The sequence below is a fragment of the Pseudomonas sp. BN607 genome, from assembly GCF_029871175.1.
Taxonomy (GTDB): Bacteria; Pseudomonadota; Gammaproteobacteria; order Pseudomonadales; family Pseudomonadaceae; genus Aquipseudomonas.
On the sequence record NZ_SSOE01000057.1, the window covers coordinates 14190 to 39486 of the forward strand.

At 64.7% G+C, this 25297-nt stretch carries 23 protein-coding genes; 16 read left to right on the forward strand and 7 right to left on the reverse strand.

The window, feature by feature from the left end:
• The first annotated feature begins 56 nt into the window (after window positions 1-56).
• Entirely contained in the window at window positions 57-782 is a 726-nt protein-coding gene (locus E8E68_RS15995; RefSeq protein ID WP_266032167.1) for a dienelactone hydrolase family protein, read from the forward strand.
• A gap of 30 nt (window positions 783-812) precedes the next feature.
• Here the strand turns inward: E8E68_RS15995 and E8E68_RS16000 are convergent, their stop codons facing one another.
• Entirely contained in the window at window positions 813-1676 is an 864-nt protein-coding gene (locus tag E8E68_RS16000) for a pirin family protein (protein ID WP_266032168.1), read from the reverse strand.
• A gap of 116 nt (window positions 1677-1792) precedes the next feature.
• On the opposite strand from E8E68_RS16000, the gene E8E68_RS16005 reads away from it, so the two are divergent.
• Window positions 1793-2800, forward strand: coding sequence for an amidohydrolase family protein (locus E8E68_RS16005; protein WP_280342823.1), 1008 nt, complete (start codon window positions 1793-1795; stop codon window positions 2798-2800).
• A 63-nt stretch (window positions 2801-2863) separates the two neighbouring features.
• On the opposite strand, the gene fabB is transcribed toward E8E68_RS16005, so the two are convergent.
• The 5 genes from fabB to E8E68_RS16030 form a co-directional block, all read right to left on the reverse strand.
• Entirely contained in the window at window positions 2864-4084 is a 1221-nt protein-coding gene (fabB, locus tag E8E68_RS16010; RefSeq protein ID WP_110745677.1) for a beta-ketoacyl-ACP synthase I, read from the reverse strand.
• Window positions 4085-4095: 11 nt separating this feature from the next.
• A complete protein-coding gene (fabA, locus tag E8E68_RS16015) occupies window positions 4096-4611 on the reverse strand; it encodes a 3-hydroxyacyl-[acyl-carrier-protein] dehydratase FabA (protein WP_008089108.1) in 516 nt (171 codons plus the stop codon).
• Window positions 4612-4819: 208 nt separating this feature from the next.
• A complete protein-coding gene (locus tag E8E68_RS16020) occupies window positions 4820-6751 on the reverse strand; it encodes an ATP-binding protein (protein WP_266032169.1) in 1932 nt (643 codons plus the stop codon).
• On the reverse strand, window positions 6748-7638 hold the full coding sequence (locus E8E68_RS16025; protein WP_280342827.1) for an ABC transporter substrate-binding protein: 891 nt from the start codon (window positions 7636-7638) through the stop codon (window positions 6748-6750). Before E8E68_RS16025 ends, E8E68_RS16020 begins: the two co-directional genes overlap by 4 nt.
• A complete protein-coding gene (locus E8E68_RS16030) occupies window positions 7638-9785 on the reverse strand; it encodes a TonB-dependent receptor (RefSeq protein WP_266032171.1) in 2148 nt (715 codons plus the stop codon). The genes E8E68_RS16025 and E8E68_RS16030 overlap by 1 nt, the downstream gene beginning before the upstream one ends.
• A 237-nt stretch (window positions 9786-10022) precedes the next feature.
• Here E8E68_RS16030 and E8E68_RS16035 point away from each other — a divergent pair, with 237 nt between their 5' ends.
• The 14 genes from E8E68_RS16035 (at window position 10023) to E8E68_RS16100 (ending at window position 24291) form a co-directional block, all read left to right on the forward strand.
• Window positions 10023-11048, forward strand: coding sequence for an NAD(P)H-dependent glycerol-3-phosphate dehydrogenase (locus tag E8E68_RS16035; protein WP_266032172.1), 1026 nt, complete (start codon window positions 10023-10025; stop codon window positions 11046-11048).
• 24 nt (window positions 11049-11072) lie between these two features.
• A complete protein-coding gene (locus E8E68_RS16040; protein WP_110745681.1) occupies window positions 11073-11420 on the forward strand; it encodes a DUF4389 domain-containing protein in 348 nt (115 codons plus the stop codon).
• Window positions 11417-11875: a phosphohistidine phosphatase SixA gene (gene sixA, locus E8E68_RS16045; protein ID WP_280342832.1), complete on the forward strand. Its 459-nt coding sequence runs from the start codon at window positions 11417-11419 to the stop codon at window positions 11873-11875. The genes E8E68_RS16040 and sixA overlap by 4 nt, the downstream gene beginning before the upstream one ends.
• Before the next feature lie 130 nt (window positions 11876-12005).
• A complete protein-coding gene (locus E8E68_RS16050; RefSeq protein WP_266032234.1) occupies window positions 12006-12380 on the forward strand; it encodes a hypothetical protein in 375 nt (124 codons plus the stop codon).
• A 92-nt stretch (window positions 12381-12472) separates the two neighbouring features.
• Window positions 12473-13261: an alpha/beta hydrolase gene (locus E8E68_RS16055; RefSeq protein WP_266032174.1), complete on the forward strand. Its 789-nt coding sequence runs from the start codon at window positions 12473-12475 to the stop codon at window positions 13259-13261.
• A complete protein-coding gene (locus E8E68_RS16060; protein WP_266032175.1) occupies window positions 13258-14112 on the forward strand; it encodes an alpha/beta hydrolase in 855 nt (284 codons plus the stop codon). Before E8E68_RS16055 ends, E8E68_RS16060 begins: the two co-directional genes overlap by 4 nt.
• A gap of 108 nt (window positions 14113-14220) precedes the next feature.
• A complete protein-coding gene (locus E8E68_RS16065) occupies window positions 14221-15015 on the forward strand; it encodes a DUF4892 domain-containing protein (RefSeq protein WP_266032176.1) in 795 nt (264 codons plus the stop codon).
• 11 nt (window positions 15016-15026) lie between these two features.
• Window positions 15027-16079: an AI-2E family transporter gene (locus tag E8E68_RS16070; protein WP_280342837.1), complete on the forward strand. Its 1053-nt coding sequence runs from the start codon at window positions 15027-15029 to the stop codon at window positions 16077-16079.
• 378 nt (window positions 16080-16457) lie between these two features.
• Window positions 16458-16547, forward strand: a complete 90-nt coding sequence (gene kdpF / locus E8E68_RS16075) for a K(+)-transporting ATPase subunit F (protein ID WP_003251485.1) — start codon at window positions 16458-16460, stop codon at window positions 16545-16547.
• A gap of 9 nt (window positions 16548-16556) precedes the next feature.
• Window positions 16557-18251, forward strand: coding sequence for a potassium-transporting ATPase subunit KdpA (gene kdpA / locus E8E68_RS16080; protein ID WP_280342840.1), 1695 nt, complete (start codon window positions 16557-16559; stop codon window positions 18249-18251).
• A gap of 9 nt (window positions 18252-18260) precedes the next feature.
• A complete protein-coding gene (kdpB, locus tag E8E68_RS16085; protein WP_280342843.1) occupies window positions 18261-20315 on the forward strand; it encodes a potassium-transporting ATPase subunit KdpB in 2055 nt (684 codons plus the stop codon).
• A 10-nt stretch (window positions 20316-20325) separates the two neighbouring features.
• On the forward strand, window positions 20326-20877 hold the full coding sequence (gene kdpC / locus E8E68_RS16090; protein WP_280342846.1) for a potassium-transporting ATPase subunit KdpC: 552 nt from the start codon (window positions 20326-20328) through the stop codon (window positions 20875-20877).
• Window positions 20878-20944: 67 nt separating this feature from the next.
• Entirely contained in the window at window positions 20945-23599 is a 2655-nt protein-coding gene (locus tag E8E68_RS16095) for a sensor histidine kinase KdpD (RefSeq protein ID WP_266032180.1), read from the forward strand.
• Window positions 23596-24291 carry a response regulator gene (locus E8E68_RS16100; protein WP_110748486.1) on the forward strand — a complete coding sequence of 232 codons (696 nt, stop codon included), beginning with the start codon at window positions 23596-23598 and terminating at the stop codon, window positions 24289-24291. The genes E8E68_RS16095 and E8E68_RS16100 overlap by 4 nt, the downstream gene beginning before the upstream one ends.
• Window positions 24292-24345: 54 nt before the next feature.
• Here E8E68_RS16100 and E8E68_RS16105 read toward each other — a convergent pair whose 3' ends face one another.
• On the reverse strand, window positions 24346-25251 hold the full coding sequence (locus E8E68_RS16105; protein ID WP_266032181.1) for a LysR family transcriptional regulator: 906 nt from the start codon (window positions 25249-25251) through the stop codon (window positions 24346-24348).
• Between the last annotated feature and the right edge of the window lie 46 nt (window positions 25252-25297).

Here is a 25297-nt window from a genome sequence, read left to right on the forward strand (position 1 = left end):
CACAGCAAAGCCCGCTTCGGCGGGCTTTTTTATGACGAGTGCCAAAGGAGTGCTTGATGAGCAAAGTAATCGTCGAATCGCTGGTTTATCACCTGTCCGGCAAGACCTACGAAAGCCGCCTGGTCTATGAGCCGGGTGCGCTGGGCCGCCCAGGGCTGGTGATGGCGCCGAACTGGATGGGCATTGGTGAAGGTGCCGAACGCATCGCCAAGGAAGTGGCCGAGAAGGGCTATGTGGTGCTGATCGCCGACCTGTACGGGCAATCGGTGCGCCCGTCCAACGCCGACGAGGCTGGCGCGGCGATGATGCCGCTGAAGAACGACCGTAATGAATTGCGCAAGCGCATGAAGGAAGCCTTGGCGCAACTGCTTGGCCAGTCGAAGGCGCTGCTGGAGCCCGGCAAGGTCGCTACCTTCGGGTTCTGCTTCGGGGGTTGCTGTGCGCTGGAGCTGGCACGTACCGGCGCCGACCTGCGCGCGACGGTGTCGTTCCACGGCACCCTGGACACACCGGACCTTGAAGATGCCAAGCACATCAAGGGTTCGGTGCTGGTGCTGCATGGTGCCTCCGACCCGCTGGTGCCGAAAGAGCAGTTGCCGGCGTTCGAAGCGGAAATGAACGCGGCAAAGGTGGACTGGCAGTTGCTCAGCTACGGTGGGGCGGTGCATTCGTTCACCGACCCAAGTGCCAATGTGCCGGGCAAGATGCAATATGACCGGCGTACCTCGGAGCGGGCGTTCCGCTCGATGCATAACCTGCTGACTGAAGTGTTCCAGCGCTGAGCATGCATGGGGCCGCCAAGCGGCCCCCCATCACCGCGGTAACTCGATCCTCGAATTTTCCCCCGGCACCACAGGCCAATCTCCGGCAGCCCACCTGGCCCTTGCCTGCTCGATCAGCGCTGGGTCGCTGGCCACGAAATTCCAGTTCATCCGCCGCGGCCCATCCAGCGGCGCGCCACCTATCAGCACCAGCTCACACTCACCCTCCGCATACAACGTCACCGCTTCGCCCTCCGGAAGCACCACCAGGCTGCACGGCGCCACATCCTCATCATTCATAACCAGCTCTCCGTCGAGCAGGTACAGCGCACGCTGCGCAGGTTCTTCTGGCACCAGCAGGGTGGTCGCCGGCTGCATCCGAACATGGGCATACAGGGTGGGGGACAGTACCGGTACCGGGGACGTCAGGCAAAACCCGCTGCCGGCAATCATGCAGATACGCACCCCCAGGTTGTCGCTGACCGGCAGGCTCGCCGCAGGGTGATGGCTGTAACTTGCCGGGCCTTGTTCATGCTCACGCGGCGACGCCAGCCATACCTGCAGGCCGTGCAGGCGTGAGCCATGGGCCAGGGCGTCCGCTGGCGTGCGCTCGACGTGGGCCACGCCGCTGCCCGCCGTCATCCAGCTGACATCGCCGGGCAGCACGTGCTGGTCCGAACCCAGGCTGTCCTTGTGCTGGATTGCCCCTTCGAACAGGTAGGTCAGGGTGGACAGACCGATATGCGGGTGCTGGCGGATGTCCATGCCATGCCCCGGGGCGTAGTCGGTTTCGAGCATGTGGTCGAAAAACACGAACGGGCCAACGCTGCGGCACTGGGCCGATGGCAGCGGGCGCAGGATCGGCTGACCCTCGACCGATTCGGCGCGGGGGTGAATGACCAGGGGGCTGCTCATGGGACGGCTCCAAGGGAGGTGACAGTGCTCCAAGCATAACGGTTTGCCTGCTGTGGCTGAACCGTCTCGTTGGCCGGCCGGTCTACTGTTTTCATACTCGTAGAAGGAACTTGCCCATGATTGCCAGAGCGCTGGCCTGCGTGATGTTGTCTGCCTGTCTGAGCCAGGCGGCCCAGGCACGCGACTACCGCTACAGCGATGCCCACCTGCATTACGTGGACTTTTTCCAGGAAAGCGAAGGCATGCCGGCCCTGCTTGAAGCCATGGATGCTGCGGACATCGAGCAGTCGATGATTTCCGGAATACCGGTAGCCAAAAAATGGCACGAGGACGAGCCCAAGCGCCCGCGCTATTACGCCGGCGATGACGCCGACGCCTATTGGTACAGCGCCACCGATACATACGTGGCAGCGGCTCTGCAGCAACTGCCCAGTGAGCAGCGCAAGCGCTTCCACCCGTTTCTCAGCGGCTTCAACCCGGTGGACAAGAATGCTGTCAGCCATATCGAGCGCATGCTCGATATGTACCCGGGGTTGTGGCAGGGCATCGGCGAGGTGTTCACCCGGCATGATGACCTGACAGCGCTGACCAGCGGCGACACGCCACGTGCCAACAATGAAGCCATGACGCGTATCTACCACCTGGCGGCCGAGCGCGACCTGCCCGTGCTGCTGCATTCCAACATCACCTCCAAGCGCGAGCGCAACCCGTTGTACCTGGCTGAAATCGAAGAGCCGCTGCGCAATCACCCGCACACACGGTTCATTTGGGCGCATGCCGGCAGTAGCATGGAAATCCACCGGCACCAGACGCAGATGGACTTTCTGCTGCCGGTGCTGACGCGGCTGCTGGAGGACTACCCGAACCTGTACGTCGATTTGTCGTGGAGTGTGCTGCAGCCGTATTTGCTGGATGAGAAAGGCGTGCCGCGCAAGGCATGGCTGGCGCTGGTCGGGCAGCACCCGGAGCGCTTCATGTTGGGTTCGGATGTGGTGGGGCGGTTCGGCAGCCTGGGGGAGCAGATGCACGGGTTCAAGCCGTTTCTGGATGCCTTGCCGGAGCAGGTGGCCAACAAGGTGGCCCGGGAGAATTTTCTGGCGGTGCTGCCCAAGATCAAGCAGTGACCAGGCATGCAAATGAAAACGCCCCGAACCAGTCGGGGCGTTTTGGCTTACAGCAGCAGGGTCTTACTTGCCTTCCCAGCGCTTGAGCACCAGGGTGGCGTTGGTGCCGCCGAAGCCGAAGCTGTTGCTCATGACCGTGTCGATCTTGGCGTTTTCTTCGGTTTTACGCAGGATCGGCAGGTCAGCGACCTCTGGGTCCAGCTCGTCGATGTTGGCGGAGCCGGCGATGAAGTTGTTCTCCATCATCAGCAGGCAGTAGATTGCCTCGTGCACACCCGCGGCGCCCAGGGAGTGGCCCGACAAGCTCTTGGTCGAGCTGATCTTCGGCGCCTTGTCCTTGAATACCTCGCGAACACCTTTCATCTCGGCAACGTCACCGACCGGGGTCGAAGTGCCGTGGGTGTTCAGGTAGTCGATCGGGGTGTCGACGGTGGACAGGGCCTGCTGCATGCAGCGGATGGCACCTTCACCGCTCGGTGCAACCATGTCGTAGCCGTCGGAAGTAGCACCGTAGCCGACGATTTCGGCGTAGATCTTGGCGCCGCGGGCCAGGGCGTGTTCCAGTTCCTCGACCACCACCATGCCACCACCGCCAGCGATGACGAAGCCATCACGGTCGGCGTCGTAGGCGCGCGAGGCCAGTTCCGGGGTGTCGTTGCGCTTGGTCGACAGGGCGCCCATGGCATCGAACAGGAACGACTGGCTCCAGTGTTCTTCTTCACCGCCACCGGCGAAGACGATGTCCTGCTTGCCCCACTGGATCTGCTCCAGCGCAGTACCGATGCAGTGTGCCGAAGTGGCGCAGGCCGACGAGATCGAGTAGTTGATGCCCTTGATCTTGAACGGGGTGGCCAGGCACGCCGAAACGGTGCTGCCCATGGTGCGGGTAACGCGGTATGGGCCGACGCGCTTGACGCCTTTCTCACGCAGGGTGTCCAGCGCTTCCATCTGGTTCAGGGTCGAGGCGCCGCCGGAACCAGCCACCAGGCCGGTACGCGGGTTGGACACCTGCTCTTCGGTCAGGCCGGAATCCTTGATCGCGTCCTGCATCGCCAGGTAGGCGTAGGCAGCAGCGTGGCCGACGAAACGGTAGACCTTGCGGTCGATCAGTTCTTCGAGGTTGAGGTCGATGGACCCGGAAACCTGGCTACGCAGCCCCATTTCCTTGTATTCCGGGTTGTAACGGATACCCGGACGGCTGTTGCGCAGGTTTTCGGTGACGGTAGCTTTGTCATTGCCCAGGCACGATACGATGCCCAGACCAGTGATAACGACGCGGCGCATGCGAATAACCCTTAGAAATTGTCAGTGGAGGTGAACACGCCGACCCGCAGGCCTTCGGCAGTGTAGATCTCGCGGCCGTCGACGCTGACCGAGCCATCGGCGATGGCCATGTTCAGCTTGCCCTTCAGGACGCGCTTGATGTGAATGTTGTAGGTGACTTTCTTGGCGGTAGGCAGAACCTGACCGAAGAACTTCACTTCGCCCGAACCCAGGGCGCGACCGCGGCCCGGCAGACCCTGCCAGCCGAGGAAGAAACCGACCAGCTGCCACATGGCGTCGAGGCCCAGGCAGCCTGGCATGACAGGGTCGCCTTCGAAGTGGCAGGCGAAGAACCACAGGTCCGGGGTGATATCCAGCTCGGCGACCAATTCACCTTTGCCGTACTTGCCGCCTTCTTCGCTGATATGGGTGATGCGATCGACCATCAGCATGTTCGGCGCGGGCAGTTGCGCATTACCTGGGCCGAACAGCTCACCGCGACTGCAGCGCAGCAGGTCTTCCCGAGTAAAGGCGTGTTGTTTGGTCATGCGAGCTCCTCAATAACCCCCTGTGGCAGGGGATGAATCTTCCCGGCCGGCCCGAAAAACCATCGGCTTCGGGGCGGCAGCCTACAGGTAGACTATTGCGTTGTGGTGAAAGTCACAGCGCACCTGGCGAAAGAAGTACAGGTGTGCACTGAAACGTCTATTTTCAGGTCCGATGAAGATCCTGTCCAGTGTTTAAGACTGCCGCACTTTAGCATTTATCGCCAGTCGCGGTTGTCTGACCGGGCAACCAGCGTTGCATTACCCGCTGCAGTTCGATGCGGCGCAAGGGTTTGCTCAGGTAGTCGTCCATGCCGGCGGCCATGCAGCGCTCGCGGTCGCCGTCGAGGGCGTTGGCGGTCAGGGCGATGATCGGTAGCCCGACACCATTGGCCAGCTGGCGGATGCGCCGGGTTGCTTCATAGCCGTCCAGGTGCGGTAAACGGCAGTCCATCAGCACGGCGGCAAAACGCTGCCGGCCGACCAGTTCAACCGCCTCGAGGCCATCCTCAGCCGTGCACACTGTCAGCCCCAGGCTGCGCAGCATGGCCTCGATGACACTCTGGTTGACCGGGTTGTCCTCCACCAGCAGCACTTGCTCGTTGCCTGGCGGCGTCGCCTGGCTATCACTGGGGTGCGGCAGAGGCACGGGAGCAGGGCTGGCCAGGGCCAGTGGCATTTCCAGGGTAAAGGTCGAACCCAACCCCTCGCGGCTTTCACCGCGCAGCTTGCCACCCATGCGTTCGGCCAGGGTGCGGGCGATCGACAGGCCCAGCCCGGTGCCGCCGTAGCGTCGGGAAATCGAGCTGTCGGCCTGCTGGAACGCGACGAACATCATCTCCAGGCGCTCGCTGTCGATGCCGATGCCGGTGTCGCGCACGCTGCAGGTCAGCCAGATCAGTTGCCGGTCGAGTACCTGCCAGTGCGCTTCGACCTGTACCTGGCCATGCTCGGTGAACTTCAGCGCGTTGCCTACCAGGTTCAGCAGGATCTGGCGGATGCGCGTGGGATCGCCGTTCACTTGCAATTGCTCGACCCCGGCTGGCAAGTGCAGGTGCAGGCCCAGGCCACGCTGCTGGGCGCTGTGCTGGAACGACTGGACGCTGCTGGTGATCAGCTCGCCGAGGTTGAAGTCGATATGCTCCAGCTGCAGTGCGGCGCGTTCGATGCGCGAGAAGTCGAGGATGTCGTTGATGACTTTGAGCAAATGCCCGGTGGACTCGCTGGCCACTGCGGTGTAATCGGCCTGTTCGTGGCTTAGCGGGGTGGTTTCGAGCAATTGCAGCATGCCCAGTACGCCGTTCATCGGGGTGCGCAGTTCATGGCTCATCATCGCCAGGAAGTCCGATTTGGCGCGGTTGGCCTGTTCGGCTTCTTCACGTGCCTGGATCAGCTCGGCAATGGCCTGCTTCTGTTCGTCGCTGGCCTGTTCCAGGGCACTGGCCAGGTTGTTGATATGGCGCGCCAGGTGGCCCAGTTCGCTGTCGTCGACCACCGGCAAGGGGGTGTTGTATTCGCCCTGCTGGATGGCCTTGACCGCGTGGCCCATGTCGCTGATCGGCTTGGCCAGGCTCAGTGCCAGGCGGCGCGCGAGCAGGAATGTGAACAGCAGGGCGAACAGCGCCAGGATCCCGGCCTTGATCACGATTTCCTGCTGGCGCTCGCTGAAGGCGTCATCGGACATGCCGACGATCACTCGGCCCAGGTAGTCGTCGCCGATGGCCGGGGTGCTGGCCTTGCCCTGCTGCAGGAAGTCGCTGTCCAGGCGGATCTGTTGCAGGCGGATCGGCGCCTGGAACACTTCGACCTGCTGAGCGCGGTTGGTGCTTTCGTCGGACTGCTCGACGTACACCAGGATGTGGTTGCGGCTGTCCTGCACCTCGAGGAAACGCACATGGGGGATGCTGAGGGTAGCCCGCATCAACCCTTCGAGCACTTCGTTGTTGCCCGAGATCACCCCGTATTCCGAAGCGGGTGCCAACTGGTTGGCGATCAGTTGCCCGGTGTGGTTGAGCTCCTGGCGCAAGTCCTGGATACGCACGAAGGTAAAGAAGCTGATCAGCAGCAAAGTCAGCAGCAGGGCGGGGCCTAGGCTGATGATCTGGGTGCGGGTATGGATATCCCAGCTCAGGCGCTTGCTCATGGGGTGGGTTCTCCTTCGGCCAGGGCCTTGGCGGCGGCGTTCGGATCGATCGGTTCAAGGCCCAGGGCGCGTGCGACCTGCTGGTTGCCACTGACGCCGTAGCGAGCCGGATACAGGCTGCGTGGCCAGCGCGAGGGGGGCTGGTCGAGCAACTGGTCAAGCTCTGCCAGCCAGTCATCCTGGTCGCTGAACGTGCTGGCCAGGGCGCCGGCGCGCACGAAGCCGGCGTTCGGGCCGATCAGCGCCATCTGCCGGCCATAGCTGCTGAGCAACAGGTTTTTTGCGGTTTTGGAGTTGTACAGGTTGGGGTCGTCAACGCCCAATAGCACATCACTGCTACCCAGCAGTTGCTGCAGCGGCCGGCTGTCCCGTGGGTCGGACCAGTTCTGGGCGACGATCTCCAGGCCCAGCGGGCGGGCGGCATGGCGCAACTCGTCAAGCAGGAAACTGCTGTGCTCGCCGTACAGCACGCCGATGCGCTGGGCTTGCGGCAACAGGTAGCGCGCCAGGCGCAATTGCCGGCCCGGTGGTGCGTCGCTCCACAACAAGGTGAGGAACGCGGGTCGCGACTTTCCCAGGCGTTGTTCAGCCTGTACCCGGCTGACCCGCATGACCAGTGCCGGCGGCCCGGCGGTTTCGCCCAGGCGCCATTCCAGCGCGGCGTTGTCCAGCAGGATCAGGCGCTGGTCGGCCTTGAGCTTCCCGGGGCGTGGCAGGTCGGTGGTGGTCTGGAACTGCACATGGTCATGCGGCCGACGGCTTTCCAGCGCGGCAACGAAGCTGCGGATGCCGGGCTGGTCTTCCGCGCCCACCAGCAAAATTTCGCTGGCTGACAATGGCCCCAGTGGCCACAGGCACAGCAGCATCAGGCGCAGCAGCAGGGCCATCAGAACTCCAGCTCCGCGCTGACGCTCAGGCGGTGACGGCTTTCGTAGCGGTTCTGGATTGCTGTGGTCGGCTGGTCGTCCAGGCGCTGCTGCCACAGCGCCGCCAGCTCCAGGTTGCTGCCCTGTACCCGAAAGCGCTTGGCCAGGCGCAGGTCCAGGCGCTCATAGCGGTATTGGTTGAGTGCATCGTCGCCATAGTAGAACAGCGCGCTCGACCAGCCGGCCCCCCATTCGCGCATCCATCCGGCGGAGCCGCTGTTGCGGGCGCTGAGGCGGCGGTCGTCAGGGTTGCTGGCCCAGGCGTCGACGTAGGCGTAGGTCAGGCGCAGGCGGTCGCGCAGCGTGGGGCGCCAGTCCAGTTGCGCCTCGCTGCCGCTGAAGCGGGCCTTGTTGGCGTTGCTGGCAATGTACTGGTTGTTTTTCAAGGGCTCGCTGATCATTCCGGTGATCTCGTCGTAGAACAGCTTCACATCCATGCTCAGGTCGATGTCGCTGAAGTAGCCGTTGTAGCCGAGTTCGCGCGAACGCATGCGCTCCTGGTCGAGGTCGCCCGGGCCACGGGTCTTGACGAAGTACTCTCCGTTTTGCTGGCCAAACGCGTTGGGGCTGAGGTTCTTGACCGTGTAGCTCCAGTTGATGTTGTTCTCGAACATGTCGGGCGAGCGCACTGCCTCGGAATACACTGCGCGCAGGCCATGGCGCGGTGTGATCAGGTAGTTGACCGCGACACGTGGGGTCAGCGAACTGCCGGACAGCCGCGAGTCCTCGAACATGGCGCCGCCCTGTACGATCCAGTGCTCGTCGGCGCGCCATTCCAGCTGGCCGAACAGGCGCCAGGTCTGGTCGTCGATGCTGCCATTGAAATAGGTTTGAGAGTCGGCACGATCATAGCGGTAGTTCATGCCGCTGAGCAGGCGCAGGCTGTCGGTCAGGTTCAGCGTGTCCTGGATTTCCAGGTCATAGCGGGTTTCGCGGGTGCTCTGGTCGACGTCGCCGCACACAACCTTACTGCCGCCCTGGTTGTTCCATTGGTCCTTGATCGCATCGACCAGGGCCTGTTCTTCAGGGTTGCTGCTGGAGGGCGGGTTGTTGGCTCCGCGCGCCACCAGCTCGGCGAAATTCGGGTTCAACTGCCACAATCGGGTCAGCTCGGGGCTGAACGACAGCGCCGCATCGCAGGCGCGCCAGACCTGCTGGCGATCGAAGTGTTGTGCAGAGCCCTGGACGTAGAGGCTGTGCTCGGGGTTGAAATCGATGCTCCAGCGCACGGAACCCGCGTAGTCTTTGGCGTTGACGTCAGCGTTGTCACCCCGCTGGGTGACATAGGGGAACACCGGCTGGTAGGTATAAGGCCGCTGATTGCTGCCTTCCTTGGCCGCCAGTTGCCACTCCAGGGTCTGGTCGACCGCCAGGTTGTGGCTGGCGCTGAGGTTGAAGCGGTTGAGGCGGCGGCTGTCGCGGTAGTCCTGGCCGAACTGGTTTTCATCGAAACCGTCGTCCTGCTGGCCGGACACCGACAGGCGCATGTCGCCGCCCTCCCAGCCGAACCCGTGGCTGAGGTAGTAATCGTTGATGCCGTCCTGGCCACGGGTCAGCTTCATGCGCGTGCCATGGCTGTCGGCCGGGTTGCGGGTAAGGATGTTGACCACCGCCATCAGCGCGTTGGCGCCGTAGCTGACCGTGTTCGGGCCACGGAACACTTCGATGCGCTCGATATCCTCCATGGCCAGGGGGATGTCGCTCCAGTCCACGGTGGCCAGGCCGGCACGGTACACCGAGCGGCCATCGATCAGCACCTGCATACGCCGGGCGTCATTGACGTTGCTGCCGTGGTAGTTGACCGTGGGCTGGTTGCCGGCCCCGTAGCCGATCATCATGCCCGGCACCAGGCGCAGCAGTTCGGGGATGTCGCGGGCGCCGCTGGCGCGGATCAGCTCGCTGTCGAGCACGGTCATGCTGCCCGGGACCGCCGCCGGGGATTGTTTCAGCCTCGTGGCGGTCAGAACCTGCGGCAGGTCGCTGTTGTCGATGAACAGGTCGTCGGCCACGGCCGGGCCACCGAGCAGGGCGGTCAACAGCAGCAGGCGCGGGTACGGGGGCGTGCCAGGGAACACAGGGCGGCCTTGTATCAGGATTGAAACAGGCATGGTAACTGACCTTGGCGCATTTTCCAGTGATCTGGGTTTTGCAGCGTGTCTGCCTTGACGCTTTTATGGGGGCGGGAATCGAGCACGGCCCGCGCAACGCGCCGCGAGCAAACTCGCGCCTGCATTTGTTGCAACGTAGTCATGGCAGTGTCATTCGCGTTGCCGGCCTTGGCGCATTGCAGGCGAGCCGTATAATGGCCGGGTCGCCACTTAACTTTTGGCTTTAACGGATTGGATATGACTGAACAGCAACCTGTTGCAGTTCTGGGGGGCGGCAGCTTCGGCACCGCCGTGGCGAACCTGCTGGCGGAAAACGGTGTGCCGGTGCGCCAGTGGATGCGCGACCCGGCGCAAGCCGAGGCCATGCGCGTCAATCGTGAGAACCCGCGCTACCTTAAAGGTATCCGCCTGCACGATGGCGTTGAACCGGTCAACGACCTGCTGGCCACACTGCAGGCCAGCGAGCTGGTATTCGTCGCCCTGCCATCCAGTGCCCTGCGCAGCGTGCTGGCGCCGCATGCCGAGCTGCTGCGCGGCAAGGGCCTGGTCAGCCTGACCAAGGGCATCGAAGCGCAAAGCTTCAAGCTGATGAGCCAGATCCTTGAAGAGATCGCCCCGCAGGCGCGTATCGGTGTGCTGTCGGGGCCCAACCTGGCGCGCGAGATCGCCGAGCATGCGCTGACCGCCACGGTGGTCGCCAGCGAAGACGAAAAGCTGTGCCAGCAGGTGCAGGCGGTGCTGCACGGCCGCACCTTCCGGGTCTATGCCAGTGCCGATCGCTTTGGCGTCGAGCTGGGCGGGGCGCTGAAGAACGTCTACGCGATCATCGCCGGCATGGCCGTGGCCTTGGGGATGGGCGAGAACACCAAGAGCATGCTGATTACCCGTGCTTTGGCCGAAATGACCCGATTTGCCGTCAGCCAGGGCGCCAACCCCATGACTTTCCTCGGTCTGGCCGGTGTCGGTGACCTGATCGTCACATGCTCATCCCCCAAGAGCCGCAATTACCAGGTTGGCTACGCACTGGGCCAGGGCCAGAGCCTGGAGGAGGCGGTGAACCGCCTGGGCGAAGTGGCCGAGGGCGTCAACACGCTCAAGGTACTCAAGGCCAAGGCCCAAGAGGTCCAGGTGTACATGCCGCTGGTGGCGGGCCTGCATGCCATCCTGTTCGAAGGGCGCACGTTGAACCAGGTGATCGAGCACCTGATGCGCGCCGAACCCAAGACCGATGTCGATTTCATTTCCATCAGCGGCTTCAACTGAGCCAAGCAGAGCAAGGAGCGATACATGAACGATACCCCGGAGCGCGCCCAGCGCGAGTCGATCATCCTGCGGGTGCTGTGGATGCTGGTGTTCCTGGTGGTCTGGCAACTGGCCGAGTTGCTCCTGGGCGGGCTGGTGCTGGTACAGCTGATCTACCGCCTGGTGTACGGCGCGCCCAGCGCCAGCCTGATGAACTTTGGCGACAGCCTGAGCCAGTACCTGGCGCAGATCGGCCGTTTCGGCAGCTTCCACAGCGACCAGAAGCCTTGGCCGTTCGCTGACTGGCCGACACCGCGCGCCCCGGAAGGTGAAGCAGCGCACGCCGTGGCGCCGGCACCACACCCGGTGCGCGACGAGGAGCCCAAGCTGTGAAGCTGTGGGTACTGCGCCATGGTGAAGCGGAGCCACGGGCCAATACCGATGCCGAGCGCCGCCTGACCGCGCAGGGTCGCGAACAGGTGCTGCACAGTGCCGCGCGCCTGCTTGGGCAACCGTTGCAGGCGATCATCGCCAGCCCTTATGTGCGCGCCCAGCAGACGGCAGCGCTGGTGCATGACACCCTGGGTTTTGCCGAGCCGGTGCGTACCGTGCCGTGGCTCACCCCGGAAACTGATGTGCAGCAGGCCATTGCCGAGCTCGAGCGCCTGGGGCTGGAGCATGTGTTGCTGGTCAGCCATCAGCCACTGGTAGGGACGTTGGTCGGTACGCTGGAACATGGCCACAAGCAACACCCGGCAGCCATGAGCACTGCCAGCCTTGCCGAGCTGGAAGGGGAGTGGCCGCTGGCCGGTTTGATGACCCTGCGGGCGCTCAACGCCCCTGACTGACCCCAGGCAAGGCCACACAGCAGCCCCGCAGATCGACGAGACAACTGGCATTTCTGCCAGTTGTGACCTTTCATCACCCCTTGCTAGCGTTGGTCCAAACACAGTCAGGGAGCGGCGCATGAGCGATATGATGGGGGAGCTGTTGTCCTCACTGGACCTGCAACCTACCCTCGAGCAGGTTGAACAAGGCGCTTCGCTGGACTTTGCCCAGTACAGCCTGCTGCGTGAATCGGCCGAGGCCAAATTCTACCAGTTGCTGCGCAAGGTCGAAGGTAACACCGGGCTGGAGACCGCCGCCAGGCAACAAAGCGAGCATGACCTGCGCACGCTGCAACACGCCTGCCTGCGTGTATCCCACCTGCTACAAACCAGTTGCCTGGCTTTGCGCCGCCTGCAACTGTCCTGTCAGGACCAGCGCCTTGCCCGTGAAGCGCTGGAGAGCCAGCTGGCCTACATGCAAGCCTGCCTGCGCCGGTCGCTGGGCAGTTTCGACCGCTCGGCATGACCTGATAGCCCTCGCCGATGACCTTTACAAACGTTGCCGAACGGCACCGCGATACCGACAATGAGCCATCATTCCCGTCCGGACCAGGCGCCATGTCGCAGCAGATCTTCTTCGCCCATGCCAACGGTTTCCCTTCGGCCACCTACGGCAAGCTGTTCGCCGCGCTGGCGCCGGACTACCAGGTGCAGCACCTGGCCCAGCACGGTCACGACCCGCGGTTTCCGGTGGGCGAAAACTGGCAGGGCCTGGTGGACGAACTGCTGCATCATCTGGCGCAGCAGGACCAGCCAGTCTGGGGCGTTGGCCATTCGCTGGGCGGGGTATTGCACCTGCATGCGGCGTTGCGTTGCCCCGAGTACTACCGGGGAGTGGTCATGCTCGACTCGCCGGTGCTCACCCGTGCTGACCAGTGGCTGCTGCGCACTGCCAAGCGCTTTGGCTTCATCGACCGCATCACCCCGGCCGGGCGCACTTTGGGGCGCCGTGAAACCTTCGACGACCGCGACAGTGCCCGGGACTATTTCGCCGGCAAGTCACTGTTCCGTCATTTTGACCCCGACTGCCTTGACGCTTATGTCGAGCACGGCCTGCAGGTGATGGAGCAGGGCCTGCAGCTGCGCTTCGACCCGGCGACCGAAATCAGCATCTATCGCAGCATCCCCCACACCAGCCCCGCCCCCGCGCGACAGTTGCAGGTGCCGCTGGCCATGGTGCGTGGCGACCGTAGCAATGTCATTCGTCGCCACCACACCCTTGCGGTACGTGGCATGCCTAACGGTGAGTACCACAGCGTGCCGGGCGGGCACATGTTCCCATTGGAACGGCCGGCCGACACCGCCAGCCTGATCAAAGGCCTGTTCGACCGCTGGGGCCAGGCATGAGCGCGCAGGTCGAGGAAATCCGCCTGAGCCTGGGCCATATCGAACTGGCGGCGCACCTGTTCGGCCCCGAAGACGGGCTGCCGGTGATTGCCCTGCACGGTTGGCTGGACAACGCCAACAGCTTCGCCCGCCTGGCGCCACGGCTGCAGGGCCTGCGTATCGTCGCCCTGGATTTGGCCGGGCATGGCTATTCGGAGCACCGCCCGCCGGGTGCCGGCTATGCCCTGGCCGACTATGCCCATGACGTGCTGCGCGTGGCCGAGCAACTGGGCTGGCAGCGCTTCGCCCTGTTGGGCCATTCGCTGGGGGCAATCATTTCGGTGCAACTGGCCGGTGCGTTGCCGGAGCGGGTCAGCCACTTGGCGTTGATTGACGGCGTCATCCCGCCAACCGGCGCCGAACAGGATGCCGGCGAACGCCTGGGCATGGCGCTGCAGGCCCAGCTGCGCCTGGATGGCAAACGCAAATCCGTCTACACGACGCTGGAGCAGGGCGTGCAGGCGCGCATGAAAGGCATGGTCGCGGTCAGCCGCGAGGCGGCCGAACTGTTGGCCCTACGCGGCCTGATGCCGGTGCCCGGTGGCTATAGCTGGCGCAGCGACAGCCGCCTGACCCTGCCGTCGCCGGTGCGTCTGAGTGAAGCGCAGGCGATGGCCTATGTGCGCCGGGTGAGCTGCCCGGTGCAACTGGTAGTAGCCGCCGATGGCATGCTGGTGCGTCACACTGCGTTGTTGGAGCAGCTACCCTTTGAGCAGGTGACCCTGCCCGGTGGCCATCACCTGCACCTGAACGATGAGCAGGGCGCGGCCCTTGTCGCAGACTGTTTCAATCGCTTCTTTGGGTTTGCTTGACTTGCATCGGACAAGTGTCGAGGCTTGGCGGGTTGAAAGGGAGACAACCATGCAACTGCCAGACATCCTGGAGCTTCAATCCGGCGCAAGGCGCCGTCCGGTTCGCCAATGAGCGCGCCGTTAGCCATCCGTACCGCTGTCGCTGCCTGCCTGGCGCTCGCCAGCCCCATGCTGTGGGCCGGCAGCCTGCCGGTCCCCGCAGACGCCAAGGTGGTCGATCAGCGCCCGGCCGTTGAGCAAGAGCGGGTCTACCCGATGGGCCCGCTGCGCAAGATCAGTGGCCGCCTGCGGGTGGACGACAAGGTCGAAAGCCGCGGTCAGGTCAGTTCTGTCACCTATGAGCTGCCGGTCGAACGCACTGCCCGCGAAGCCTTCACCAGCGCCCGCGAAGCACTGCAGCGCGACGGTGGCTACCCGCTGTTCTGGTGCCAGGGTCGCGATTGCGGCGAGGCCAGCTTGTGGGCCAACGATGTATTCGCCAACGCCCGCCTCAACGGTGGCGACGAACAGCAGGCGTTCATCCTGCTGCGTCGTTCGGCAGAAGAGGCCGACACCCTGGTCGCGTTGTACAGCGTCACACGTGGCAATCGGCGCGCCTACCTGCATGTGGAAGAGTTCGTTTCCGGCAGCCCGCTGGGCGAACTGCTGCCGACTGCGGCCACGGTGCTGCGCGAAATGCGCGACACCGGCAAGCTCGACTACCCTGACCTGGCCGCACCGCAGGACACCTGGGTCAACCTGCTGGCGCGCAGCCTGAACCTCGACAGCACCTTGCGTGCCAGCCTCAGTGGCACCCAGGCCGAAGCCTGGCGCGAAGCACTGGTCAAGGCGGGTGTGCGTAACGGTCGGCTGGAAGTTGGCAATGAGCCAACCGATGGCTTGCACCTCGAACTGATTCGTTGAACGAGCCCACCATGGTCAACAATGATCGCCTGCTGGTCCAGATTCTGCTGCTGGCGTTGCTGGGTGCCGGCCTGTGGGTGATGGCGCCGTTCATCTCGGCGCTGCTGTGGGGCGCCATCCTGGCCTTTGCCAGTTGGCCACTGATGCGATTGCTGACGCGTGTGCTGGGCGGGCGCGAAACACTGGCGGCAGGCGTGCTGACCACGGCCTGGATCCTGATCGTGGCGCTGCCACTGGTGTGGCTGGGTTTCAACCTGGCCGATCACATTCGTGATGCTACGGCGTTCGTGCGTGACGTCCAGGTCGACGGCCTGCCCGATGCACCGGCCTGGCTGGGCGGCATCCCGTTCGTGGGCGAGCGCCTGGTCGGCTGGTGGCAATCACTGGACCAGCAGGGCGCGGCTCTGCTGGCCTCGCTCAAGCCTTACCTGGGGCAGGTTGGCAACTGGCTGCTGGCGCGCAGCGCGCAGATCGGCAGCGGTGTGCTGGAGCTGACCCTGAGCCTGGTGTTCGTATTCTTCTTCTACCGTGACGGCCCGCGCTTGTCAGCGTTTGTGCTGCGCTTGCTGCATCGGTTGGTGGGCGACCGTGCCGAGTACTACCTGGACCTGGTGGCTGGCACCGTGCAGCGGGTGGTCAATGGGGTCATCGGCACTGCGGCGGCGCAAGCGCTGCTGGCGTTGATCGGTTTCCTGATCGCCGGGGTGCCGGGCGCCATCGTGCTGGGCCTGGTGACCTTCATGCTCAGCCTGATCCCCATGGGCCCGCCATTGGCCTGGATCCCGGCCACCGCTTGGCTGGTGTGGAAGGGCGAATATGGCATGGCGGTGTTCCTGGGGATCTGGGGCACCTTCGTCATCAGCGGCGTGGATAACGTGCTCAAGCCCTACCTGATCAGCCGGGGGGGCAACCTGCCGCTGGTGATCGTGCTGTTGGGGGTGTTCGGTGGCTTGCTTGCTTTTGGCTTCATTGGCCTGTTCATCGGGCCGACCTTGCTGGCGGTAGGCTACAGCCTGCTGCTGGACTGGAGCCGGAACGCGACGCAGCAGCCGCCACCGCAGTAGCCTGCGCCGGCCTGTTCGCGGGGAAACCCGCCGAGGCCTTGAAGACTGTGCAGTCCACCCTGTGGGAGCGGCTTTAGCCGCGAACACCGGCGGAGCCGGTGCCATGCACCGTGTTGGATGCTTCGCGGGACAAGCCCGCTCCCACAGGTGCCCCGCAGGCTTGAGGCTGATGCAGTACCCTGGGGAAACAACTAGATTCTAAATCCCCACCAAGACACAAGCGTGCGTGCCCGCGAAGAGGCCGTTACAGGCAAACTGCAACGCTGATCTTTACGCATTCTTTATCCCCACCCCCGCCCCCCGATCTCGCCCCTTTACGCCCCTCTCTCGGACAATTCCCCCAAAGCGGCCCACGCCGCACTACGGGGAGAACCACTCATGAACATGCTCGACGGGCTGTCACTGCTGCTGGCAGTGGCCTTGGCGTTTTATCTGCTGGTGGCGCTGCTGCGCGCCGATCGCAGCTAAGGAGCGGCCATGCACAGTTACGACTACGCCTTGCTCCTGGCATTTTTTGCCATCGTGCTGCTACCAGCACCCCGGCTCGGGCGGTTCTACTTCAGGGTCATGGAAGGCCAGCGTACCTGGCTTTCGCCACTGCTGGGCCCGGTCGAGCAGACCTGCTACCGGCTGGCGGGGGTGAACGCCAGCCAGGAACAGAACTGGCGGCAGTACACCTTGGCGCTGCTGGCGTTCAACCTCGCCGGCTTCCTGCTGTTGTTCGCCGTACTGCTGCTGCAGGGCCACCTGCCGCTCAACCCTCAGCATTTGCCTGGCCAGGAGTGGTCACTGGCATTCAATACGGCCGTCAGCTTTGTCACCAACACCAACTGGCAGGCCTACAGTGGCGAGGCGTCGGTCAGCTACCTGAGCCAGATGCTGGGCCTGACCGTGCAGAACTTCGTCAGCGCTGCCACCGGCCTGGCCGTGCTGATTGCACTGTGCCGAGGTATTGCCCGGCGCAGCGCGACGACGCTGGGCAATTTCTGGGTCGACATGACCCGCGCCACCCTCTACGGCTTGTTGCCGCTGTGCCTGCTGCTGGCGCTGCTGCTGGTATGGCAGGGCGTACCGCAGACCTTTGCCGACTATGCCCACGCGCTGACCTTGCAAGGCACTGACCAAACCATCCCGCTGGGCCCGGCTGCCAGCCAGATTGCCATCAAGCAACTGGGCACCAATGGCGGCGGCTTCTTCGGCGTCAACTCGGCGCACCCGTTCGAAAACCCTACGGCCTGGAGCAACCTGTTCGAGGTGGCGTCGATCATCCTTATCCCGGCGGCCTTGGTGTTTACCTTTGGCCACTACGTGAAGGACCTGCGCCAGAGCCGCGCCATCCTTGCCTGCATGCTTGCCCTGTTCCTGATTGGCGGCAGTACGGCGCTGTGGTCGGAGCACCAGCCCAACCCGGCCCTTGAGAGCGCACAGGTTCAGCAAAGCGCGCCCATGGAAGGCAAGGAGAGCCGCTTCGGCACGACGGGGTCGGTGTTGTGGACAGTGACCACCACCGCGGCCTCCAATGGCTCGGTCAACGCCATGCATGACAGCCTCAACCCCCTGACCGGCATGGTGGCGATGGTCAACATGATGGTCGGCGAGGTGATCTTTGGCGGCGTTGGTGCCGGGCTGTACGGCATGTTGCTGTTCGTGCTGATCGCGGTGTTCCTGGCCGGGCTGATGATTGGCCGCACCCCGGAGTACCTGGGCAAGAAGTTGCAGGCCCGAGAGGTGCAGCTGCTGGTGGCGACCCTGCTGGTGATGCCGGTTGGCGTGCTGGTACTTGGCGCGATCGCCGCCAGCCTGCCCGGCCCGGCGGGGGCGGTCAGCAACCCCGGCGCGCATGGGTTCAGCCAGCTGCTGTATGCCTACACCTCGGGTACGGCCAACAACGGTTCGGCCTTCGCCGGTTTTGGCGCCAACACGGTGTATCACAACCTGATGATCGGCCTGGCCATGCTCATCGGCCGTTTCGGCTACATCCTGCCGATTCTGGCGCTGGCCGGCAGCCTGGCAGCGAAGAAGACCGCGCCCCAGGGGGTGAACAGCTTCCCCACCCATGGCCCGCTGTTCACCGGCCTGCTGCTGGTGACCATCTTGCTGGTCGGTGGCCTGACCTTTCTGCCGACCCTGGCCCTTGGGCCAATCGCCGAACATTTGAGCCTGGGTTTCTGAGGACCGATCATGAACATGCCCATTCCTGAAGTGAACGCCCGGCACAGCGCCAAGGACCAGACCCGCTTTGCCGCCCTGTGGCGCCCGGCGTTGGTGCAGGCATTCGTAAAGCTCGACCCCCGCCAGCTCAGGCGCTCGCCGGTAATGCTGGTGGTGGCCCTGACTGCGGTGCTGACCACCGTGCTGTGCTTTGCCCCCGGCAATGGCGTGAGTACCGGCGTGGCGGTACAGATCGCCCTGTGGCTGTGGTTTACCGTGCTGTTCGCCAACTTCGCCGAAGCCCTCGCCGAGGGCCGTGGCAAGGCCCGCGCCGACAGCCTCAAGGCCGGCAGCCAGGGCCTGCTGGCTCAACGTCGCCAGCGTGATGGCAGCTACGAGACTGTCGCAGCGGGTGCGCTGCGCAAGGACGACGTGGTCCGCGTGGTGGCCGGTGAAATGATCCCCGCAGATGGCGAGGTACTTGAAGGTATTGCGGCGGTCAACGAGGCTGCGATTACCGGTGAGTCCGCACCGGTAATCCGCGAGTCTGGCGGCGATCGCTCGGCGGTGACTGGCAACACGCGGCTGGTTTCCGACTGGCTGCTGATCCGCGTCACCAGCAACCCTGGCGAGTCGACGCTGGACCGCATGATTGCCCTGGTCGAAGGCGCGAAGCGGCAGAAGACCCCGAACGAAATCGCCCTCGATATCCTGCTGATCGGCTTGACCCTGATCTTCCTGATCGTGGTGGTGACCTTGCAGCCGTTCGCCCACTTTGCCGGTGGCAGCCTGCCGCTGATCTTCCTCGCCGCCTTGCTGGTGACGCTGATCCCCACCACCATCGGCGGCCTGCTGTCGGCCATCGGCATTGCCGGCATGGACCGCCTGGTGCGGCTGAACGTGATTGCCCGCTCGGGGCGTGCGGTAGAGGCGGCTGGTGATGTGCATACGCTGATGCTCGACAAGACTGGCACCATCACCTTCGGCAACCGCCGCTGCAGTGCGCTGCATGCCGCGCCGGGCGTCACTGCCCGCGAACTGGGGGAGGGCGCTTTGCTGGCCTCGCTGGCCGACGACACAGCCGAAGGCAAGTCGATTGTCGAATACCTGCGCCAGTTGCATGACTTCGTCGAGCCGGCTGACGGGCAGTTCGAAGCCGTGGCCTTCAGTGCCGAGACACGCTTGTCGGGTATCGACTTCCAGCAACGGCGCTTTCGCAAGGGTGCGGTCGATGCGGTACTGGCATTCGTCGGCATGCAACGCCTGGAGATGCCGCCAGCGTTGGCCCGTGAAGTGGAGCGTATCGCCCAGAGCGGGGGCACGCCGCTGTTGGTGTGCCTCGACAAGCGTCTGCTTGGGGTGATCCACCTGAAGGACGTGGTCAAGCCCGGCATCCGCGAGCGCTTCGCCGAATTGCGCAAACTGGGTATCCGCACGGTCATGGTGACCGGCGACAACCCGCTGACCGCTGCGGCTATCGCCGCCGAGGCCGGGGTGGATGACGTCCTGGCCGAGGCCACGCCGGAGAAAAAGCTGGCGCGTATTCGCCAGGAGCAAAATGACGGCCGCCTGGTGGCTATGTGCGGTGACGGTGCCAACGACGCCCCGGCACTGGCCCAGGCTGACGTGGGCATGGCCATGAACGACGGCACTCAGGCCGCGCGGGAGGCCGCCAACATGGTCGACCTGGACAGCGACCCGACCAAGCTGCTGGATGTGGTGCAGGTGGGCAAGGAACTGCTGGTGACCCGCGGGGCGCTGACCACTTTCTCCATCGCCAACGATGTAGCCAAGTATTTTGCCATCCTGCCAGCGCTGTTCGCCGCCATCTACCCGCAACTGGGTGTGCTCAACCTGATGCAACTGGCCAGCCCGCAGAGTGCGATCCTTTCGGCCATCGTGTTCAACGCGCTGATCATCATCGTGCTGATCCCGCTGGCGCTACGGGGCGTGCGGGTGCAGGCGGCGAGCGCGGCGCATTTGCTGCGGCGCAACCTGCTGATCTACGGGCTGGGTGGCATTGTGGTGCCGTTTGCCGGGATCAAGCTGATCGACCTGCTGCTCAATGCGCTGAACCTGGTCTGAGGAGGCCACCATGACTGCTTATCTACGCCCGGCATTGAGCCTGGCTTTGTTGATGACCCTGGTGACGGGCGCCCTGTATCCGCTGGCGGTGACCGGTATTGCCCAGGTCGCTTTTCCGAGCCAGGCCAACGGTAGCCTGGTACGCGATGCGCAAGGCCAGGTGCGGGGTTCGGCATTGATCGCCCAGGATTTTCAGGGCGATGGCTGGTTCCACTCGCGGCCCTCGGCAGGTGCCTACGCGACCGTGGCCAGCAGCGCCAGCAACCTGTCGCCGAGCAACCCGGCACTGGCTGAGCGGGTAAGGGGCGATGCGGCTGCGTTGTATCAGGCACAGCAGGGGCCAGTGCCTCAGGCGCTGCTGACTACCTCGGGCAGTGGCCTTGACCCGCATCTGCCACCCGCGGCGGTGGCCTATCAGATCCCGCGGGTGGCAGCGGCACGGCAACTGCCGGTCGAGCGCTTGCAAGCCTTGCTGGAACAGGCCACCCTCCAGCCATTGATTGGTCCGCCGGTGGTTAATGTGCTGGCGTTGAACCAGGCGCTTGAGCAACTGAACCACTGATAGTGGGGCCGCTTTGCGGCCCTTCGCGGGCGCTCGGTCGACCGCCGCACATGCTGAAGGATGAAACATGAGTGATTCCGCCCGCGCCGATGCGCTGTTGGCTAATCTGCCGCGAACCGGCCGGGGCCGGCTTAAGGTGTTCCTGGGCGCCGCCCCCGGTGTCGGCAAGACCTTCGCCATGCTCCAGGCCGCACACGCCCAGCAACGCCAGGGCGTGCAAGTGTTGGCCGGGGTGGTCGAGACCCATGGCCGCGCCGAAACCGAAGCGTTGCTCGGAGGGCTGCAGCAGCAGCCCTTGCTGCGCAGCCAGTACCGTGGCGTCACCCTCGAGGAAATGGACCTCGACGGCCTGCTGCGTGCCGCGCCGGCCTTGGCCCTGGTGGACGAACTGGCCCACACCAACGCCCCCGGCAGCCGCCACGCCAAACGCTGGCAGGACGTACAAGAACTCCTGGCCGCGGGCATTGACGTATACACCACGGTCAACGTCCAGCACCTGGAAAGCCTCAACGACAAGGTCCGCGACATTACCGGCGTGCAAGTGCGCGAGACCCTGCCGGACTGGGTGCTGCAGGAGGCTTTCGAGCTGGTGCTGATCGACCTGCCACCGCGAGAGCTGCTTGAACGCCTGCGTGAAGGCAAGGTGTACGTGCCCGAGCAGGCTCGGGCGGCCATCGATGCGTACTTTTCGCAAACCAACCTGACCGCCCTGCGCGAGCTGGCCATGCAGACCGCCGCTGCTCAGGTCGATGCCGACCTGGCCCACGGCTATCGGCAGCGCGGCCAGGAGGCTCCGGCCTTGCGCGGCCGGTTGCTGGTGGGCATAGAGGGTGACGACCAGGCCGAACGCCTGGTGCGCCATGCCAGCCGCGTCGCCCAGCGCCGCCACCTGCCCTGGAGCTTGGTGCATGTGGATAACGGCCGCCTGCGTGATGAAGCCGCACGGCACCGTTTGCAAGCCGCGCAGCAACTGGCCGAGCGACTGGGCGGGGAGGTAGTGCTGCTGCGTGCTGGCGAAGTGGCCCGCACGCTGATCCAACATGCTGTGGAACGGCGGGCCAGCCTGGTACTGGTCGGTCAGTCCCGCAACCGTCTGCGTCGGCGTCTGTTCGGCGCGGGTGTGGCGGCGCGGCTGCTGCGCGAGAGCCATGGCCTGGAAATCAACGTGCTGGACCGTGACGTGCAGCCGCCAGCGCCGCGCTCAGCCGTGCGGCGGGTGTGGGTGTGGCGTCATTACCTGCTGGCGCTGCTGGCCACCGTGATGGCTGCGGGGTTGGCCTGGGCGGTGTCCAGGGTGCTGGCGTTGCCCAATATCTCGCTGGTGTTCCTGGCTGCGGTGTTGTTGGTAGCGGTGCGCAGTAGCCTGGGACCTGCCCTGGCTTGCGCCGCGCTGTCGTTCCTGGTCTATGACTTCCTGTTCATACCGCCCAACTTCTCGTTCACCATCCAGCGCGAAGAAGACGTGCTGACCCTGGTGTTCTTTTTGTTGATGGCTGCGCTCACCGGTAACCTGGCCGCCCGCCAGCGCCACCAGCTCCAGGCGCTGCGCGAAACCCAGGCGCAGACCAGCCAGTTGCTCGACCTGTCGCGCCGGCTGACGGTAGCCACCGACCGCCAGGCCGTGCTCAACGCCGCCAGCCAGCACCTGGGTGGCTGGCACGACATGCAGGTGTGCCTGCTGCAACGCAACGCCGAGGGCCAGCTGCAGGTGGCCAGCGGCGAAGCCCACGCCTTCAGCGATACCGAACGGGCTGCCGCCGACTGGGCCTGGCTGCATGGCCAGGCGGCCGGCCACGGCAGCGACACCTTGCCCAACGGCCGCTGGTGGTGGTGGCCGTTGGCGGTGGACGAGCAACCGCTGGCGCTGCTGGGCGTGCGCCCACGCTCCGGTCAGCCGCTGAGCGACCCGCGTCGGCGCCTGCTCGTCGCCCTCGGCCAGCCCCTGGCCCAGGCCTTGGCCCGCGCGCGCCTGGCCGAGCAACTGGAGGCCGCGCGCTTGCACGGTGAAACCGAGCAGCTGCGCAGCGCTTTGCTGGCTTCGGTGTCCCATGACTTGCGCACGCCTCTGACTGCCATGCGCGGCAGTATCGACAGCCTGCTGGCGCTGGGCGAAGCGATCCCGGCTGACGACCGCCGCGAGCTGTTGGAAGGTACCCGCAACGAGGCCGAGCGCCTCGACCGCTACATCCAGAACCTGTTGGACATGACCCGTCTGGGCCATGGCGGCCTCAAGCTGGCGCGCGACTGGGTCGCCCCGGCGGATATTGTCGGCAGTGCGCTGAACCGCCTGCGCGTGGTGCTGGCGCCGTTGCGCGTGCACACTGACGTGCCCGCCGAGCTGCCGCTGCTGTTCGTGCATGCGGCGCTGATCGAGCAGGCCCTGGTCAATGTGCTGGAAAACGCCGCACGCTTCTCCCCGGCCAACGGTCGGCTGGAGCTGCAAGTCGCGGTGCAGGACGAGCAGTTGCGCGTGACCGTCAGCGACCAAGGCCCCGGCATTCCCGTGGCCGACCGCGAGAAGATCTTCGACATGTTCTACACCGCAGCCCGTGGTGATCGCGGCGGGCAGGGGACCGGCCTGGGCCTGGCCATCTGCCAGGGCATGGTGGGCGCCCATGGTGGGCAGATTCTGGTGGGTGAAGGCATCGATGGCCAGGGCACTGGCATCACTCTATGCTTGCCGCTGCCCCCTCAACCTGAAGCCGAAAGCGAAAGCCCATGAATCAGTCCGCCACCCTGTTGGTCATCGACGATGAACCGCAGATCCGCAAGTTCCTGCGTATCAGCCTGGCCTCGCAAGGCTACAAGGTACTCGAGGCGGCTACTGGCGCCGAAGGCCTTGCCCAGGCAGCGCTGGGCAAGCCGGACCTGGTGGTGCTCGACCTGGGTTTGCCGGACATGGACGGCCAGCAGGTACTGCGGGAACTGCGTGAATGGAGTGCAGTGCCAGTGATGGTGTTGTCGGTGCGCGCCAGTGAAATGCAGAAGGTCGATGCGCTGGATGGCGGGGCCAACGACTATGTGACCAAGCCGTTTGGTATCCAGGAGTTTCTTGCCCGGGTACGGGCTTTGCTGCGCCAGGTGCCGCAGGCCGGGGGCTCGGAGGTAGCAGCCAGCTTTGGGCCGTTGACCGTGGATTTTGCCTTCCGCCGGGTGACGCTGGCGGGCGCGGAGGTGGCGCTGACGCGCAAGGAGTATGCGCTGCTGGCGCTGTTGGCCGGGCATCCCGGGCGGGTGATTACCCAGCAGCAGTTGCTCAAGGATATCTGGGGCCCCAGCCATGTGGAGGACACCCATTACCTGCGGATCGTGGTCGGGCATCTGCGCCAGAAACTGGGCGATGACCCCACGGCGCCACGGTTCATCATCACCGAGGCCGGGGTGGGGTACAGGTTGGTGGCGCCGACAGCATGATCCTTGTGCAAACCGAGGCGCGTTGGGCGGTGCAGGGCGCCGTCACAAGGGCCATCAGGCCCTGGGTGGCTCCTTCTCGAACAGCTGGCGCATGACGTCCAGATAGCGCCGCGCCCCCAAGCCTAGCGGGCGTGGCTTGAGCCAGATGATGTCCACCCACAGCCGTAAACGGCTGGCCATGTTGTCGAAGCGCACCTCGGCCAGTGCGCCGGATGCAATCAGCGGTTCAACCAGCGGCTGCGGCAGGTACGCCCACCCCAGCCCGGACTGCACCAGGTCGAGCGTGGCCAGGTAGCTGTCGGTCAGCCAGATGCGCCGCGACAGCACCATGCGCGGGTCCGAGCCCGTGGCCTTGCCTGAAGCCACGATGATTTGCCGTTGCTCGGCGAAGGCCTCTTCGGGCAGTGGCGTGCCGCTGTTCTGCCCGGCCGGATGGCGCGGTGAGGCGACGGCCACCAACAACTGGCTGCCGGCCTCGAGGAATGACTCGCGCTCATCGATACCGGGGCGTTCGAACACCAGCGCCAGCTGCACGCTACCGTCGTGCAACAGGCGAATGGCTTCGGTCTGGGTGGCCGAGCGCACCTCGATTTCCAGGCTGGGAAATTCCTGGGCGAGGATTTCCAGCGGTTGGTTCCAGGGGCCGGTCTGCAACTCGGGCGCCATGGCGATGGTCAGGCGTTTTTCCAGACCCTGGTGAAGTTGCAGGGCCTGGGCGCCGAGCAGGTTGAGTTGGCAGATCACCTGCCTGGCCTGGGGTTCGAGGGCCAGGGCCGCGCTGGTGGGCAGGGCCTTGCGCGTAGCCCGGTCGAACAGCGGCAGGTCCAACTCGGCCTCCAGCTGGGCGATCGCCATGCTCACGGCTGAAGGTACACGGCCCAGCTTGCGGGCGGCGGCGGAGAACGAACCGGCATCCAGCACCGCGAGGAAGATTGCCAGGGAGTCGCTGGAGAAGGCCATGTTCGGTGAACCTGATGTTTTTTTGGGGGGAGTCAGCGAATAGTAA